At 71.2% G+C, this 17,107-nt stretch carries 12 protein-coding genes; 5 read left to right on the forward strand and 7 right to left on the reverse strand.

All coding sequences use genetic code 11. The annotated features are described in order from the left end of the window. Positions 1-1,653 precede the first annotated feature (1,653 nt). Positions 1,654-1,968 carry a type II toxin-antitoxin system PemK/MazF family toxin gene (locus BJ964_RS42450; protein WP_188125930.1) on the reverse strand — a complete coding sequence of 105 codons (315 nt, stop codon included), beginning with the start codon at positions 1,966-1,968 and terminating at the stop codon, positions 1,654-1,656. 108 nt (positions 1,969-2,076) lie between these two features. After that, positions 2,077-3,459 carry a GGDEF domain-containing protein gene (locus tag BJ964_RS49405; RefSeq protein ID WP_188125931.1) on the reverse strand — a complete coding sequence of 461 codons (1,383 nt, stop codon included), beginning with the start codon at positions 3,457-3,459 and terminating at the stop codon, positions 2,077-2,079. Positions 3,460-3,607: 148 nt separating this feature from the next. Here BJ964_RS49405 and gndA point away from each other — a divergent pair, with 148 nt between their 5' ends. Both gndA and BJ964_RS42465 read left to right on the forward strand, forming a co-directional pair. Beyond that, entirely contained in the window at positions 3,608-5,047 is a 1,440-nt protein-coding gene (gene gndA, locus BJ964_RS42460; protein WP_188125932.1) for an NADP-dependent phosphogluconate dehydrogenase, read from the forward strand. Between the two features lie 58 nt (positions 5,048-5,105). Next, a complete protein-coding gene (locus tag BJ964_RS42465; RefSeq protein ID WP_188125933.1) occupies positions 5,106-5,897 on the forward strand; it encodes an SAM-dependent methyltransferase in 792 nt (263 codons plus the stop codon). On the opposite strand, the gene BJ964_RS42470 is transcribed toward BJ964_RS42465, so the two are convergent. The 4 genes from BJ964_RS42470 to pgm all read right to left on the reverse strand — a co-directional run bounded on the left by BJ964_RS42470 (position 5,867) and on the right by pgm (position 12,860). Further along, positions 5,867-7,318 (reverse strand): GGDEF domain-containing protein, encoded by a 1,452-nt coding sequence (locus BJ964_RS42470; RefSeq protein ID WP_188125934.1) that lies wholly within the window; start codon positions 7,316-7,318, stop codon positions 5,867-5,869. The two genes, BJ964_RS42465 and BJ964_RS42470, sit on opposite strands and share 31 nt — an antisense overlap. A 79-nt stretch (positions 7,319-7,397) precedes the next feature. After that, positions 7,398-8,747 carry an MFS transporter gene (locus BJ964_RS42475; RefSeq protein ID WP_188125935.1) on the reverse strand — a complete coding sequence of 450 codons (1,350 nt, stop codon included), beginning with the start codon at positions 8,745-8,747 and terminating at the stop codon, positions 7,398-7,400. Between the two features lie 87 nt (positions 8,748-8,834). After that, positions 8,835-11,138, reverse strand: a complete 2,304-nt coding sequence (locus tag BJ964_RS42480; RefSeq protein ID WP_188125936.1) for a putative bifunctional diguanylate cyclase/phosphodiesterase — start codon at positions 11,136-11,138, stop codon at positions 8,835-8,837. An 81-nt stretch (positions 11,139-11,219) separates the two neighbouring features. Next, positions 11,220-12,860 carry a phosphoglucomutase (alpha-D-glucose-1,6-bisphosphate-dependent) gene (gene pgm / locus BJ964_RS42485; protein ID WP_188125937.1) on the reverse strand — a complete coding sequence of 547 codons (1,641 nt, stop codon included), beginning with the start codon at positions 12,858-12,860 and terminating at the stop codon, positions 11,220-11,222. A gap of 94 nt (positions 12,861-12,954) precedes the next feature. Here pgm and BJ964_RS42490 point away from each other — a divergent pair, with 94 nt between their 5' ends. Further along, entirely contained in the window at positions 12,955-14,688 is a 1,734-nt protein-coding gene (locus BJ964_RS42490; RefSeq protein WP_188125938.1) for a copper resistance CopC/CopD family protein, read from the forward strand. A 24-nt stretch (positions 14,689-14,712) separates the two neighbouring features. Further along, positions 14,713-15,507: a peroxide stress protein YaaA gene (yaaA, locus tag BJ964_RS42495; protein ID WP_188125939.1), complete on the forward strand. Its 795-nt coding sequence runs from the start codon at positions 14,713-14,715 to the stop codon at positions 15,505-15,507. Between the two features lies 1 nt (position 15,508). Here yaaA and BJ964_RS42500 read toward each other — a convergent pair whose 3' ends face one another. Beyond that, entirely contained in the window at positions 15,509-16,081 is a 573-nt protein-coding gene (locus tag BJ964_RS42500; RefSeq protein WP_188125940.1) for an FKBP-type peptidyl-prolyl cis-trans isomerase, read from the reverse strand. Between the two features lie 192 nt (positions 16,082-16,273). On the opposite strand from BJ964_RS42500, the gene BJ964_RS42505 reads away from it, so the two are divergent. Beyond that, positions 16,274-17,044 carry a hypothetical protein gene (locus BJ964_RS42505; RefSeq protein WP_188125941.1) on the forward strand — a complete coding sequence of 257 codons (771 nt, stop codon included), beginning with the start codon at positions 16,274-16,276 and terminating at the stop codon, positions 17,042-17,044. The last annotated feature ends 63 nt before the right edge of the window (positions 17,045-17,107 follow it).

Below are 17,107 nucleotides of genomic sequence, written 5' to 3' on the forward strand. Positions count from 1 at the left end.
CCAGCCCCCACAGCGCGCCGCCCGCCCAGCGCGATTCCAGAAGCCAGGAGATCCCCCGTTGGGTACAGCCGATACAGGTCCACCACCCCTGGAGCGACCGCGGCACGCCGACCCGCCACACAGGTCGCCCCACCGGGCGGAGACGACCCAGCCTCCCGCCGGACATCGCCCCCTCCGCGCCACCCCACTGTTCCGCGATCCCGCCGCCCAACCGGAAAGGCGAAGCCAATCCCCCACAGGCCGCCCACCCGCCAGCGCCGGGATCCGGAGCCGGCCCGAAACCAGGCAGGCAAGCAGAAGCGAGATGACAGTCCTATCCGGAAGAAAGCAGACCCGGGTCCGGAAACTGCAGCCAAGCCGGGAAAAGGCGCTGGCCCAGGCACGCAAACCCAAAAATGCGCCAAGCCGAAGTCAGACGTAGACACGAAAGCGGACACGCAGACGGAAGCGCGCATAGGTCCAGAGGCATCCGCGGAACCCCGATCGATCACAGCATCACCAGCGACCGCGGGCGCAAGGACACACAAGCACGAAACCCGAGACGCCCGCGGCAGAGATAGCAGCCACACATTCCGAAGCGAACACAGCAACCGCGGAAGCGGAAGCGCGCCCGCAAGCCGAGGCGAGCCAGCTCCCGGTCTGCCGAGCACAGACTCGGAGCCAGGCACCGGCAGGGACAGAAGCACGAACGCGGATACGAAGGCGGACACCGACACAGTCGCAGACGCGGAGCCAGGCGCGGAGCCAGGCGCGGAGCCAGGCGCGGAGCCAGGCGCGGAGCCAGGCGCGGAGCCAGGCGCGGAGCCAGGCGCGGAGCCAGGCGCGGAGCCAGGCGCGGAGCCAGGCGCGGAGCCAGGCGCGGAGCCAGGCGCGGAGCCAGGCGCGGAGCCAGGCGCGGAGCCAGGCTGGCCGCATCGGAGTTGGGCGCGGCGCAAACGTTGGGCGTTGCGCTGGTGTAGGCCCCATTCGCGGTGACGTTCATGGTCGCGGCGGAATTGGTCGGCAGCTGGCGAATGATTACGCCGTTTGCTTCGATCGCGCATCGTGGCGATCGCCTTCGGGGAGAATAGCTGCTGCTGCCGCATGCCTATATTTTCCTACGCCCGCGAGGAAAACTGTAAGTCCGGCCAAGAAGTCGATCATGCCAATTCCGGAGCAGAGGAAATATGAAGAACAGGCGTCATTGATGACGCAACGATAAACTGCAACAGCGTAGAAACTATTGTTCATCAAGTTCCGCCAGCGCACCTTGAATCGGCGTGGCCAACGTAATCACGTAGGAAAGATGACGCACTCAGCGCGCTGCCAGGCCAGCCAGCTGAATTCGTAGCGGTCCAACCCGTGCGACCAGCGAAAGCGCCCAGGCCCAGCGCGGACAGGCCAGCGCGAACAAGCCAGCGCGGACAGGCCAGCGCGGACAAGCCAGCGCGGACAGGCCAGCGCGGACAAGCCAGCGCGGACAAGCCAGCGCGGACAAGCCAGCGCGGACAAGCCAGCGCGGACAAGCCAGCACGGACAAGCCAGCACGGACAAGCCAGCGCGGACAAGCCAGCACGGACAAGCCAGCACGGACAAGCCAGCGCGGAAGATTCTGCTGGGAGGGGAGGGTGCCGCTGGGAATTGGGTGCTTCACCCCGTACCGGATAAAAGGGGTTAAAGCTCGAAAAGCTCCCGCATCGCCTCAGCGAGCCGGGCCATGCTCGCGCCGGTCACCATGCCGATTCGTTCGGCGCCGGTGGAGGCCGGTAGGCGGCGCATGCGGTTGACGACGACCACGCCGGTGATCGGGTCCTGTTCGGTGAGGGCGACCGCGTACGGCGGCAACTCGGTGACCCCCCGCTGCCGGACGATCGGCGCGCAGTAGGGCAGCGCGTTGCCGCGCTCGTTGTAGCTGTCGCCGGAGAGGACGAGGACGCGGTAGCGCAGATCGGCGCGGTCACCGATGGTCCAGATCTCTCCGCGCCTCATGCCCGCGACGACCCGAATGTCGGCGGGGTCCGGATCGGCATGGCAGGAAGCGTACCGCCGCACCGATCTCCCCCGCGTTCGCCCCGCCCACGCATCGGAAACAATCGTTCAGGCCGCCTGGCGGGTGGCTTTCTGCTGGTACATGGCCTGGTCGGCGCGCCGGATCAGGTCGTCGGCGCAGGTGCGGGCGTCGGAGTGGACGGCGCCGATGCTGGCGCTGACCCGGATCGGCTCGCCGGCGACGACGATCGGCTCGGCCAGGGCTGCCCGGACCAGGGTGGTGAGCCGTTCGGCGTCCTCGCCGAGCAGGACGAACTCGTCGCCGCCGTAGCGGGCCGCGAACACACCGAGGCCGTCGAGTCGGGCGCCGACCTCGGTCAGCAGCCGGTCTCCGGCGAGGTGGCCGAGCCGGTCGTTGACCTGTTTGAAGCCGTTGAGGTCGCAGAACAGCAGCACCACCGACGGGTGACCGGTCTCCTGTTCGCGGCGCAGCGCGGCGTCCAGCCGGGTCCACAGTTCGGCCCGGTTCGGCAGGCCGGTCAGCAGGTCGTGGGTGGCCTGGTGGAGCAGCCGCCGTTCGGCCTGCTCGCGTTGCATGCTGATCCGGGCGACCCGGACGCCGACCAGCGTGATGATCAGCAGGTTGCCGACGATGAGCAGGGCGGCGTCGCCGTGCAGGCCGAGGATCTCGCGGACGCCGGAGACGGTGGGGATGACCGCGATCGCGCCGCCGAGGACGATGACCCGGCCGACGAAGAGGCGGGCGGGTGGCACCGGGCAGGGGTTGGCCAGGTCCGCCGCGCGGGGGTGCAGGGCGGCGAGGCCGACCAGCGCGTACGCGACCACGAAGATCGTCTCGCGGAGGACGGTGGACTGGGCGGTGACCGTGCCGGTGGCGAGGATGCCGCCGACCGCGCCCGCCAGGTTGCCCAGGACGGACAGGATGAACAGGGCCAGTGGGGCGGAGAACCGCTCGCTGGTGCGCAGCACCCGGATCAGGGTGCCGAGGATGCCGGAGATCATCAGAACGGTGGCCAGCAGGTTGGCCTGCTTGGCCAGCGGAACACCGGCCCGGTCCAGGCTGGGTTCCAGCACGATGGTCCAGGTGAGTGCGGCGACGACCACGGCCAGCACGCCGGCGTCGAGCAGGCCGCCGATGTCGGCGCGGCCACGGCGCAGCACCAGGGCGACCGCGGCGGCCAGCATGTGCAGGTTGCTGACCAGGACGATCAGGTCCCCGACGACGGCGTTGCGGCCGCTCAGCAGGATGACGTTGTCGACCACCAGCCAGACGAGGGCGAACGCCATCAGCACGAACGGTCGCCGGTCGGCGGCCGGCACCCGGCCGACGAGGCGGATGACCGGGATCGCGGCGAGCACCGAGATCGCCAGCAGGATCAGGTCGCGGCCACCCTCGGACACCACCGGCATCGCGGCCGTGAGTGCGGTCGCGGCGCTGATGTAGGCCACCATTCCGAGGTTCCGGGTCACGACTCATGCGATCGGTAGGCGCTCCGGGCACTTGAGGTAACCGCACCGGTGTTCACCACGTGGACGGGATCGAACCGCCGGGCTCCCGAACCCGTAAGAATGACCGCGGGGCCCGTAATGGGCGGGTAACAAGGAAGGACGTAGCACGATGTCGCAGAAGGCGCAGATCGGAGTCACCGGCCTGGCGGTGATGGGCCGGAACCTGGCCCGTAACTTCGCCCGGCACGGACACACCGTGGCGTTGCACAACCGGTCCTACGGCCGCACCAAGGAGCTCGTCGAGGAGTTCGGTCACGAGGGCAGCTTCCTGCCGGCCGAGACCGCCGAGCAGTTCGTGGCGAGCCTGGAGCGCCCGCGCCGCGTGGTCATCATGGTCAAGGCCGGCCCGGCCACCGACGCCGTGATCGACGAGTTCGCCCCGCTGCTGGAAGAGGGCGACATGCTGATCGACGCGGGCAACGCGCACTACGCGGACACCCGGCGCCGCGAGGCCGCGCTCAAGGCGAAGGGGCTGCACTTCGTGGGCGCCGGCGTCTCCGGTGGCGAGGAGGGCGCGCTGCACGGCCCGAGCATCATGCCGGGCGGCCCGAAGGAGTCGTACGACGCTCTCGGCCCGCTGCTGGAGGACATCTCCGCGAAGGTGGACGGGGAGCCGTGCTGCGTGCACGTCGGCCCGGACGGCGCCGGCCACTTCGTCAAGATGGTGCACAACGGCATCGAGTACGCCGACATGCAGCTGATCGCGGAGGCGTACGACCTGCTGCGCCGGGTGGGTGGCCACTCCCCCGCGGAGATCGCCGACATCTTCACCGGCTGGAACGAGGGCCGGCTGGGCTCGTACCTGATCGAGATCACCGCCGAGGTGCTCAAGCAGGTCGACGCCGCCACCGGTAGGCCGTTCGTGGACGTCGTGCTGGACCGTGCCGAGCAGAAGGGCACCGGCCGCTGGACCGTGCAGGCCGCCCTGGACCTGGGCGTGCCGGTGTCCGGTATCGCCGAGTCGGTGTTCGCCCGCGCCATCTCCGGTGGTGTCCAGGAGCGTGAGGCGGCGGTGAGCGCGGGTCTGCCGGGCCCGTCGGCGTCGGCCGGTTCGCACGCCGGTGACCTGGTGGCGGACGTCGAGCAGGCGCTGTTCGCCTCCAAGATCGTGGCGTACGCGCAGGGCTTCCAGCAGATCCAGGCCGCCAGCAAGGAGTACGGCTGGGACATCGACCCGGGCGCCATGGCGAAGATCTGGCGGGCCGGCTGCATCATCCGCGCCAAGTTCCTGGACTTCATCAAGCAGGCGTACGACAAGAACCCGGCGCTGCCGACCCTGCTCGTGGACCAGTACTTCCAGGACGCGGTGGCCGGTGCCCAGGACGCGTGGCGCCGGGTCGCGGTGACCGCCGCCCAGCAGGGCATCCCGGCGCCCGGCTTCTCCTCGGCGCTGGCCTACTACGACAGCCTGCGCGCCGAGCGCCTGCCGGCCGCCCTGATCCAGGGCCAGCGGGACTTCTTCGGCGCCCACACCTACCACCGGGTGGACAAGCCGGGCTCGTTCCACACCCTGTGGGCCGCGGAGGGCCGCCCCGAGGTCGACGCCTGATCCCACTGTGCGAGCCCGGCCGATGCGTATCGGCCGGGCTCGATTATCCTCATCGGACATGACCGTGCCCCCCGGCATCGACGTGAACGTGCCGAACGCCGCCCGCATGTACGACTACTACCTGGGCGGCAAGGACAACTTCGCCGTCGACCGCGCGGCCGCCGACGCGGTCCTGTCCGTGGCGCCGGAGATGCGTGACGCGGCCCGATCCGGCCGTGAGCTGATCAAGCGCGTGGTGCGGCACATGATCGTCGAGCGCGGGATCCGCCAGATCATCGACATCGGGTCGGGCCTGCCCACCAGGGAGAATGTGCACCAGATCGCCCAGGAGATCGACCCGTCGGTGCGGGTGGTCTACGTCGACCGGGACGAGGTGGTCTGCCGTCACGGTCAGGCCCTGCTCAGCTCGGCGAACACCACGATGGTCCAGGGTGACCTGCGCGATCCGGCGGCGATCCTGGCCGACCCGGGCCTGCGGAAGCTGATCGACCTCGACGAGCCGGCCGGCGTCCTGATGATGTTCCTGCTGCATCTGATCCCGGACGGCGACGGCCCGCACGACCCGGTCGCCGCGATCCGGGAGGCGCTGGCCCCGGGCAGCGTGCTGGCGATCTCGCACGCCGCCTCGGACGCCCGGCCCGAGCACATGGCCAAGATCTCGGCGATCTACCAGCGGGCGAACTCGCCGTTCACACCCCGGGCCCCGGAGACGATCCGGGCGTTCTTCGGGGACTGGCCGCTGGAGGAGCCCGGCCTGGTGCACCTGTGGCCGTTCGCCGAGCTGCCGGCCGGGGTGGACCCGGATCTGGCGGCGATGGGCTACGGCGCGGTCGCGGTCAAGCGCCGCTGAGCCTTCACCTCGTACATGGCGGCGTCGGCGCGCGCGATCAGGGCCTCCCGGTCGACGGCGGCGCCGGCTCGCGCGACGGCCGTTCCGATCGAGACCCCGATGTGTACGGGAGTGCCGGCCACCTCGATCGGCGCCCCCAGCGAGGCGGTGATCCGGTCGGCGACCGTCGCGCCGCCGCCCGGGTACTCGCCGCGCAGCAGGATCAGGAATTCGTCGCCGCCGATCCGGCCGACCAGGTCCTGCTCGCGGACCGCGGCGGTGAGGCGCCGGGCCACCTCTTGGAGCACGATGTCGCCGGCCTGATGGCCCATTCGGTCGTTGACCGGTTTGAACCCGTCGAGGTCGCAGAGCAGCAGGGTGGCCTCGGCGAGCCGCCCGTCCTCCAGAGAACCCAGTTCCCCGTCGATCCGGTCGACGATGTGCCGCCGGTTGTAGAGGCCGGTGAGCCCGTCGTGGTGGGCCTGGTAGGCGAGGGTGCGCTCGGCCCGGGCCCGCTGTGCGGAGAGCAGCCGCAACCGCAGCACCACCACCGGCACCACGAGCATGGTGCTGACCGGCAGCACCACGCTGGCCGGGCTGTCACCCTGCGCGGCCTGTACGGCGGCGATCAGCGGGTTGGCGCAGAGGCCGGCGCCGAGCCAGCCGAGCGGCGGGTGTTTCACGCCTGCCGGGCCGGGCTCCGGCTGGGTGATGTGCGGGCCGCTCGGCAGTGCCGGGCCGGCGGCCACGCACAGGTACGCCAGCATCATCAGCTGGGCGGCCCAGACGGAACTGCCGTGCACGGTGAGCACCGCGACGAGTTCGGCGGTCATGGTGAGGATCCCGGCGGCCATCAGGTAGGCGACCGGTCCCCGTGACTTCGGGGCGGTGACGCCGATCCGGATCAGGCAGCCGACCACGGCGGAGAGCAGCAGCAGGTCGGAGAGCAGCAGCGTCTTGCCGAGCAGGGTGGCGTCCGGGACGACGTTCGGGCGGATCAGCCATTCCCAGAGCGGTCCGGCGGCGCAGAGGCCGATCAGTGCGGCGTCGATGAGGCCACCGGCGTCCTTGCGGCCGTGCCGGCGCAGCCCGATGCCCGTACCGATCAGGAAGAGCAGGTGCGCGAAGGCGATCGCCAGGTCCGCGACGCCGCCTTCGGCCCGGCCGAGATGGTGGCCGGAGATCCAGTCCGGCCAGCGCAGCGTGGCGAGGGTCAGCAGGGCCATGCCGGTCGTGGCGATCAGCCACGGCAGGCGGTCGGTCAGGTGCCGGGCGGAGAGGGCCAGCAGATAGACGATGACCGGTACGGTGGTGACCAGCGCGAAGATCACGGTCCGGGCGCCGGGGCCGGCCAGCGCGTAGGACGTGACCACGGCCGCCGACAGTCCCAGCACGCCGGTATGCACGGGCCAGGCGGGCGCCGTGGCACGCGGCCATCCCATACGAGGGGTTCCTCTCCGCGGCCCGGCTGCTGTCACGGCCATTGATCGGCCGCGCGGCGCCCGGGTTGAGGGAAACGGGTCAGGCGGGCGCCGCGGCCGGTTCGGTGGCCGGCGCGTCCTCGGCGACGCGGCGGCTCAGGGCCCGGTAGGGGCGGCTGGCCAGGGCCAGCGCCGTGGCGACCACGCCGATCACACCGGTGAGGATGAAGACCAGGGCCATGCCGCGGTCGGGGCCGGTGCCGAACCAGGAGCCGATGGCGTCCGCGCCGGCGCCGCCGTCGCTCATGAACGGGATGAACACGAACTGGGTGATCGGGGAGATCAGGAAGGCGGTCAGCGGGGACGCCGCCTGTTCGGCGCTCTGGGCGAGGCCGAAGACCCGGCCCTGCCGCTCGTAAGGGACGACCCGCTGGAGGATGGTCTGCTCGGTGGCCTCCGCGTATGGCATGAGCAGCATGTACACGTACATGCCGACGGCCATCGGGATGATCGACGCCCAGATCGGGAAGACCACGATGATCGCCCACAGGGCCACGTTGAGCAGCAGCAGGAGCCGGACCGGGCTGGACCCCAGACCGGTACGCGACACGAGCAGCCCACCGAGGATGAAGCCGGTGCTGATCACGCCCCACAGCAGGCCCCACGTCTGCACCGACACGAGCGACAGCCCGTACGCGTCGGCGAGGGCCATGAACACGCCGCCCAGGAAGTTGTTGAACGTGCTGAACAGGATGAGCGCGGTCAGACCCGGCACCCCGGCGATGATCCGGATCGTGCCGCGCAGGTCGACGCCGGGCCGCGCGGCCCCGCTGTGCTCCGGCTCCCGTTCCGGGATGCGCACGAACGTGAGGTGGACCAGCGACAGCGCGAGCACCGCCAGGGCCAGGACCAGCACCGAGAACATGCCGTCGAAGGCCACCAGCACGCCGCTGATCACCGAGGTGACCAGGAAGCTGGTGCCGGAGACGGTGCCGACCAGGCCGTTGGCGCGGTCCCGCCGGTCGGCGTCGATCAGCAACGTGACCAGGGTGGGCAGCGCGATGGTGCGGATGTTGCCGGCGATCACGCCGAACATCAGCAGCAGCACGAACGCCCAGAGCCGCGCGTCGGCCGGGTCCGTCCACGCCTGCTCGGGCACGGACAGGTGGACCGCGAAGGCGGCGCCGTACAGCACGAGGGAGGCCAGGGCCGAGCCCTGCAGCACGGTCTTCTTGCGGTGACCGTCGACCAGGCTGCCGAACCAGATTCCGGTGGACGCGGTCAGCACCAGGAAGATGCCGGAGATGACGCCGGTCGCGAAGACCGACCTCGTCTCCAGATACACCCAGAAGGTGACAGCGAACCAGACGGTGAAGTTGATGACCGACACCAGCAGGGTGTTGAAGAGCAGCTGGTAGAAGGTCCGGACGTGCCCCGTGACGACGGTCATGGACTGCACGGTATTACCTGGACCCCGCTTGAGGTCCAGCCGTTTTGAGCGAGGTCCAACCGATTTGAGCGAGGTCCAGCCGGTTTTTCAGGCGCGGACCGGGTCGGCGGCCATCAGCGCGGCGTAGTCGTCGGCGGGCACCGGCCGGGACATGAAGAAGCCCTGCCCGTACCGGTAGCCCATGTCCCGCAGCCGGTTCAGCTGCTCCTGGTTCTCGATGCCCTCGGCGACCGCCTTGAGCTGGAGGTGCTCGGCGAGCTGGGCGACCGCCGCGGCGACCGCGAGCCGGCCCCGGTCGGCGCCCTCGGCGATGCCGTCGACGAACGACTTGTCCAGTTTCAGCACGTCGACCGGGAAGGCGCGGAGCAGGCTGAGCGACGACTGGCCGGTGCCGAAGTCGTCGAGAGCCAGGTGTACGCCCATCTCGTGCAGTGCCCGCAGCGTCTCCCGCACCTGCCAGCCGTCGACCACCGACGACTCGGTGACCTCGATGATCAGGTTGCGCGGGCTGAGGCCGGTCTCGCTGAGCACGGCCGCGACCTCGTCGACGAAGCCGACCTCGCGCAGCTGGCGGACCGCCACGTTGACGTTGACGGACTCGACCGTGCGGTCCCCGTAGGTGGCGCGCCAGCGGGCCAGCTGCGAGCACGCCTCACGCAGCACCCAGGCGCCGAGCGGCACGATGAGGCCGGTCCGTTCGGCGACCGGGATGAAGTCGGCGGGCGAGACGAAGCCGCGTTCCGGGTGCTGCCAGCGCACCAGCGCCTCGGCGCCGTGCAGGCGGCCGGTGACCAGATCGTAGATGGGCTGGTAGAGCAGCCGGAGCTCGCCACGGGCGATGCCGTTGCGCAGTTCGCCGGCGAGCATGGCGTGGTTGACCATGTCCTGCCGCATCCGCGGCTCGAACCGGGCCCAGGACGCCTTGCCGGCCTCCTTGGCGGCGTACATCGCGATGTCGGCGTTGCGCAGCACCTCGTCGGCGGTCGCGCCGGGCTCGGCGATCGCGATGCCGGCGCTGGCGTGCACCAGCAGGTGCTGCTCGCCGACGGTGAACGGGTCGGCGAGGGCCTGGAGGGCGCGCCCGGCGGCGGACTCGGCGGCGGCCGGGTCGTCGGTGGGAAGCAGTACGGCGAACTCGTCGCCGCCGAGCCGGACCGGCATCTCGCCGGCCGTGCACTGGGCGCGCAGCCGCTGCGCCACCTGGAACAGCATCTGGTCGCCGGCGGCCGGGCCGAGCGTGTCGTTGATCATTTTGAAGTCGTCGATGTCGATCAGCAGCGCGGCGGCCGGCTCGGCGGCGTCGATGCGTTCGGCGAGCGCCACCGTGAACCGGGCACGGTTGGGCAGGCCGGTCAGGTTGTCGCTGAGCGCGAGGCGTTCCAGTTCGGCCTGCTGGTGGCGGATGCCGCGCAGCGCGAGGGTGTTCTCTCGCAGGCTGAGCAGCTGGCGGGCGACGACGCAGCCGGCGATCAGGAGCGCGCCGATCACCACGGTGCGCTGCCGGGCGTTCATGTCCTGGGCGCTGACGCTGATCACCAGGCCGGTCGTGGCGGCGACCGCGACGAACGGCAGCAGGTTGAACAGCGACCGGTTCGAGGCCGGCGTGGGCGGCGCGGCCGGCCGTTGGAGGGCCCGCCGCTGGAGGTAGGCGCTGACGGCGAGGGCGGTGCCGACGATCGGCAGGACGAGCACCGACAACGCCATCCGGGACCGGTCGTCACCGGCGATCATCAGGATGGTGGCGGCCACGCAGGCGATCGGGGCGGCGGTGAGGACCCGCAGCGCGGTGCCGTCGACGGCGGTGTCCGGTGCGGCGGCGGCCTTGCCGACGGTAACCAGCAGCAGCACGCCGCCGACGCCGACGACGGCGGCCACCAGCCGGGCGGCCATCGAGGTGTCCGCGGGGGCCAGGTCGAACACGACGTACCAGAAGATGAGGGCGCTCGCGACGGCCACCGTCAAGCCGTCGAGCAGGGCCCGGAGCAGGGCGACCGGGGTCGTCTGGCGGCCGGGCAGGGTCAGGAAGGTGAAAATCAGGAGGCCGAGGCCGGCCAGCGTCGGGAGGGCGACGTGCAGGGACAGGCCGGTGTTGTTGTTGGCCCGGAGCAGGGCGACCACCGCGGCGATCAGCAGGAAGACACCGACCAGCGTCATCCGCCGCCAGAACGCGTGCACCGGCCGCGGCAGCCGGACCCGGGCGATCCGCAGGCAGGCGTACGTGCCGGCGGCCATCGCGATCGGGCCGCCGAGGTAGCCGAAGAACAGCTCGTCGTCGCCGCGGACGAGCAACCACGCGACGACGACGAGGATGGCCCCGGCGGAGACCAGCACGGGCGCCAACCCTCCGGACCGTGGCCGGGGGAAGCCGCCGGCGTTCTCGGGTTCGCTCATCGGAGGTCTCGGCTCCTGCCCGGTAGGCAAATCTCCTTGCGGTCTACCAGTCGGCGCACAAACCACGAATCTGAGTGGAATTCAGCCGGACAGTGCGGCGGACACCACGGCCCGGGCCTCCTCCTGGACGCGGGCCAGGTGCTCGGGGCCCTGGAAGGACTCGGCGTAGATCTTGTAGACGTCCTCGGTGCCGGACGGCCGGGCCGCGAACCAGCCGGACCCGGTCACCACCTTGAGGCCGCCGATCGCCGCGCCGTTGGCCGGGGCGTTGGTCAGCACCGCGGTGATCGGCTCGCCGGCCAGCGTGGACGCGGTGACCTGCGACGGCGACAGCCTCGCGAGGATCGCCTTCTCGTCGCGGGTGGCGGGGGCGTCGATCCGGGCGTAGGCGGGCTCGCCGAACCGCGCGGTCAGCTCCCGGTAGTGCTCGCTCGGCGTCCTGCCGGTGACCGCGAGGATCTCGGAGGCCAGCAGATCCAGGATGAGGCCGTCCTTGTCGGTGCTCCACGGGCCGCCGTCGCGGCGCAGGAACGACGCGCCGGCGCTCTCCTCGCCGCCGAAGCCGATCGACCCGTCGAGCAGGCCGGGCACGAACCACTTGAAGCCGACCGGCACCTCGTCGAGGCGGCGGCCCAGGTCGGCGGCGACCCGGTCGATCATCGACGAGGACACCAGGGTCTTGCCGATGCCGGCCCCGGACGGCCAGCCGTCGCGCGACGAGTAGAGGTAGGCGATGGCCACCGCGAGGTAGTGGTTGGGGTTCATCAGGCCGCCGTCGGGGGTGACGATGCCGTGCCGGTCGGCGTCGGCGTCGTTGCCGGTGGCGATCTGGAAGCGGTCCCGCTGGGCGATCAGTGAGGCCATCGCGTACGGCGACGAGCAGTCCATCCGGATCTTGCCGTCCCAGTCCAGGGTCATGAAGCCGAACCGCGGGTCGACCAGCGGGTTCACCACGGTCAGGTCGAGCCGGTGCCGCTCGGCGATGGCACCCCAGTACGCCACGCTGGCCCCACCGAGCGGATCCGCCCCGATCCGCACCCCCGCGTTCCGGATCGCGTCGATGTCGATCACCGACGGGAGGTCGTCCACGTACGTGGCGAGGTAGTCGTACCCCTGAACGCTCTCCGAGGCCCGGGCCGCCGCCGCGGTGACCCGCCGCACGTCCTTGAGCCCCGCCGCGATCAGCGCGTTGGCCCGGTCCTGGATCCACCGGGTGGCGTCGGTGCCGGCCGGGCCACCGTCCGGCGGGTTGTACTTGAACCCGCCGTCGTCCGGCGGATTGTGCGACGGCGTCACCACGACCCCGTCCGCTCTGACCCGCGCCGACCGGTTGTGGGTGAGGATGGCGTGCGACAGCGCGGGCGTCGGCGTGTAGCCGTCGCGGCTGTCGATCAGGACCGTCACCTCGTTGGCCGCGAACACCTCCAGCGCGGTGATCATCGCGGGCTCGCTCAGCGCGTGCGTGTCGCGGCCCAGGAAGAGCGGGCCGGTGGTGCCCTGCTCGCGCCGGTACTCCACGATCGCCTGGCTGGTCGCCGCGATGTGGTCCTCGGTGAACGCGGTCCGCAGGCTGGACCCGCGGTGCCCGGACGTCCCGAAGGCGACACCCTGCCCCGGCTGTGCGGGATCCGGGTGCTCGGTGTAGTAACGCGAGATGACCTTGGGAACGTCGATCAGGTCGGCCGGCTCGGCCGGCTCACCGGCACGCGGATGGTGGGACATGGCGGCTCCCTCGGGGACGGATCTGGGCGCTGCCACGGATCGTATCGACACGCCCTGCTTGAACCTTTCCCCACGCCGATCCGAACTACCTCATGTGACCCGGGTCTTACTGTTCCTGCTCGTCCTGCTGACCGGCACCCTCGCGCTGCCCGCCTCGCCGGCCGCCGCGCACGCCGCGCCGGTCGGGGCGAGCCCGGCGCCGGGCAGCCTGAACAACGCGGCGCCCACCGAGGTCACCGTCACCTTCAGCGAGCCGGTCACCCCGGTCGACGGCCGGGTGCAGGTGATCGCCCCGGACGGCGAGCGGATCTCCGGCAAGGTCACCGTCGAGGGGCCGGTGGTGCGGATCCCGATCCGGAAGGCGGAACACCCGCTCGGCACGTACCTGATCAGCTTCCGGGTCATCTCCGCGGACAGCCACCCGGTCGGCGGCGCGATCACCTTCTCGGTGGGCGCGCCTTCGGCACGGCCCGAGGCGCCGGTGGAGTCGGCCGGGGCGCATCCGTCGGTCACCGCCGCGATCCCGATCTTCAAAACCATGGGGTACGGAGGGATCACGCTGATCGCCGGACCCGCGCTGTTCCTGGCGTTCCTGTGGCCACGGACCCGGTCCCGGCGCGGGGCGCTGCTGGCGATCCGGATCGGGCTGGGGCTCACCGCGGTGGCGACCGCCGGCGCGCTCGGCACCCAGGCGCAGCAGGGTTCCGGGGCCGCGCTCTGGCAGGTCACCGCCACCGAACTGGGTGAGGTGGTGACCAGCCGGTTCGGGTTGCTGCTGCTGGGACGGCTGGCGATCGTGGGCGCTCTCGCCGTACTCCTGCCTCCACTCCTGCGGAGACCACGACGGACCGTGACCGTGCCGCGGACCGCGCCCCAGCCGGTCCTGGTCGGCGCCGGAGCGCCCGCGCCCGAACCGGCGCCCGTGCCGAGGCCGCAGCCGCAGGTCACGTCACGGAAGGTGCGGGCGTATGCCGTGCTCGGGCTGTCCGCGGCCGGTCTCGCGACGTGGCCGCTGACCGGGCACGCCATCGCCGCACCGCTACCGGCGGTGACCGTGAGCGCCGGGGTGGTGCACATGGCCGCCATGGCGGTCTGGATCGGCGGGCTGGTCACGCTGACCGTCTTCCTGCTGCGCCGGACCGAACGGCGGGTACTCGGCGTGATCCTGCCGGTGTGGTCGCGGTGGGCCGCGCTCTCGGTGTTGTGGCTGGTCCTCGCGGGGGCCGCGCAGTCGGTCATCCAGGTGGGCCGGGTGGGCGCGCTGTGGGAGACCGACTACGGCCGGCTGCTGAGCGCCAAACTCGGCATCCTGGCCGTGGTGCTGGCGGTCGCGGCCGGCGCCCGCCGTCTGGTGCTGCGCGGGAGCGGCGGGACCGGGCTGCGGCGGCTGGTCGGGGTCGAGGTGGTGGCGACCGTGCTGATCCTGGGACTGAGCTCGGTGCTGGTGCAGGTGGACACCGGCCGGATCGCGGCCGCCAAGGACAAGCAGATCACCGGCGCCGGCAAGTCCGAGACGCTGACCAGCGACCTGTACGCGGTCCAGTTCAACATCTACCCGGTGGAGCTGGGCGAGTACAACACGGTGCACGCATACCTCTACGCGCCGGACGGCTCGCCGATGCGGGCCGAGGAGTGGCAGGTCACGGCCCGGCTGCTGGACCCGGCCCTGGAGGCGGTGCCGCAGCCGTTCGCCCCGCTGCCGACCGGGAACCAGGCCCTCGGGTCGATGTCGTTCCCGCTGCCCGGCACCTACGAGATCACCTTCACCATCCGGGTCAGCGACATCGACCGGGACAGCGTGCGAACAACCGTGACCGTCGGCGGATGACCTGACCCGGCTAATGTTCGGCCCGTGCTGATCCTGCTCCCGCCCTCCGAAGGCAAGACCCCGGCCGCGGCCGGTGCGCCCGTCGACCCGTCGTCGCTGTGGCTGCCGTCGCTGACCGCCGCCCGTACCCGGGTGCTGAAGAAGCTGGTGGCGCTCTGTGCGCGCGGCAGCGAGCGGTCGATCGCCGACAGTCTGGCCGTACTGGGGCTCAGCGCGGGGCAGCGGGACGAGATCACCCGCAACGCCGGCCTTCTCCAGGCGCCCGCGGGCCCGGCGTCCGAGATCTACACCGGTGTCCTCTACGAGGCCCTGAATCCGGGCGATCTCTCCGCTGACGCGCGGACCTGGATCGAGAACTCCGCGGTCGTCTTCTCCGGGCTCTGGGGCGCGGTCCGCCTCGGTGACCGGATCCCCGCCTACCGCTCCTCGGTCGGCGTCACCCTGCCCACCGTCGGCGGGCTCACCGCGTACTGGAAGAAGGCCCTGGGCCCGGCCCTGGACCGGGCGACCGCCGGAACGCCGGTGCTGGACCTGCGCTCCGGCGCGTACGCCGCGATGTGGACCCCCGGCGCGAACGCCGCGGTGGTCAAGGTGCTGCACGAGCGGATCGTCGACGGCGTGGCCAAGCGGTCCGTGGTGTCCCACTTCAACAAGGCCACCAAGGGCCGCCTGGTCCGCGCGCTGGCGGGCGAGGCGGCCGCCCCGGACTCGGTGGACGAGCTGGTCACCGCGCTGCGCGACCTGAAGTTCACGGTCGAGGAGCGGCCCGGCCCGGCCGGGCGGGCCCGTCAGCTCGAAGTGATCGTCACCGAGCTGTAGCTCACTCGGCGCTCACGATGTCCACGACGAACCGCAGGTCGCCCTGCTCCGGGCCGTAGGCGAGGGCGGCCGGCACGTCCAGTTGGATCCGGCTGCCCACCTTCTGCCCGGGGACGGCCTGGTCCCAGCCCGGGATCAGCTGGCCGACACCGATCTGGGCGGAGAACGGCTCGGAAACGCCGTTCTTCCACGACGAGTCGATCTGCTCGCCGGTGAGGTAGTTGATCACCTTGTAGTTGACCGTGATGGTCTGACCGGCCTTGACCGTCTCACCGGTCCCCGGCACCAGCTCCTTGACGGCCAGCGCGGTCACCGCGCCGGTGCCGGGCTGCACGTCGGGCTCCTGGGAGAGAGCGGCCGAGCCACCGGCCGCCGCCGCGGTGGAGGCCGCGGCCGACGGCGCGGCCGCGGGCGGCACGGGCGCGGCCGGCTGGGTCGTCGCCGTGGGCTGCGACGCGACCGGCGCCTCGCTGTCGTCACGGACCACGAAGAACGCCCCTACCAGCACCGCGACGACGAGCGCGCCGGTCAGCACACCGGCGATGGCCTGGTTTCGGCGCTTGTTGTCACTCATTCGCAAAACCCCTAGGTGTCGGAGACTCCGGACACGCTACTCAACGATGTGATCGACACAACGCGGAACCTCCCCCGAATCGCCGATGGGGATGATCAACCGTAAGGTCCCCTCCCGCCTCCCCCTCTTCACCCCGGCCGCACGGGATGAGATCGTTTAGCGCCCCTGTCCCGACGCCGCCCTGGAGGATCCTTGCCTCTGCTCGATCCCGGAGCGCGGCGGGAGTACCTCGAACCAGCCGCGGTGATCCTGGCCGGTGTCCTCGCCGTCGTGGCGTTCGGGCTGATCATGCATGCCCGCGCGAACAGCGGCGGGCAGCCGGAGGAACCGGATCCGATCGCCGCGCCCACCACGACCGCCGACCAGATCCCGATCCCGTTGCCCAGCGCGAGCCTGCCGCCGTCCATGACGCCGATCAACGCTATCTCCATCGAGCGGGTCCCGGTCGCCGGAACCGTCGACCTGGCCGCCGAGGGCACGATCGACTGGGTGCACTGGGGCGAACAGGGCCGGTTCTCGCTGGAACGCGACGCCGGCGGCGAGTTCGCCATCCTGGAGGGCACACCCACCGCGCCCCGGGTCCGGCACGCCGCCAGCCCGCAGCGGTTCGCCTGGAACGGCGGCGAGCCGATGGCCGAGAGCTCCGGCGTGACCAGCGGAATCAACACCTGCGGCACCGGCAACGGCTTCACCGTCACGGCGCCGGCCGGGACCGGCCGCAACGTCCTGACCGTGTACGTCGGGGCGATCAGCGCACGCGGCGACATCCGCATCAAGCTGTCCACCGGTGGCGAGCCGGTCACCGACATCCTCGAGAATCGAGAGCCGACGATGACGACCGCTGCCTATGTCATCTCCTATCAAGCCTCCGGAACTGGCAAGATCTCGGTCGAGTGGATCACCGGCGCAACCTTCGACGACACGTGCGGCGGAGTGGCACTGCAGGCCGCAACACTGAGCTGACCTGCGGAAACTCTCTTCAATCCGAAAGGGGAACCCTGTGTTCGCGGGCTGGGGATCGCGGGT

The sequence above is a fragment of the Actinoplanes lobatus genome, from assembly GCF_014205215.1.
GTDB lineage: Bacteria > Actinomycetota > Actinomycetes > Mycobacteriales > Micromonosporaceae > Actinoplanes > Actinoplanes lobatus.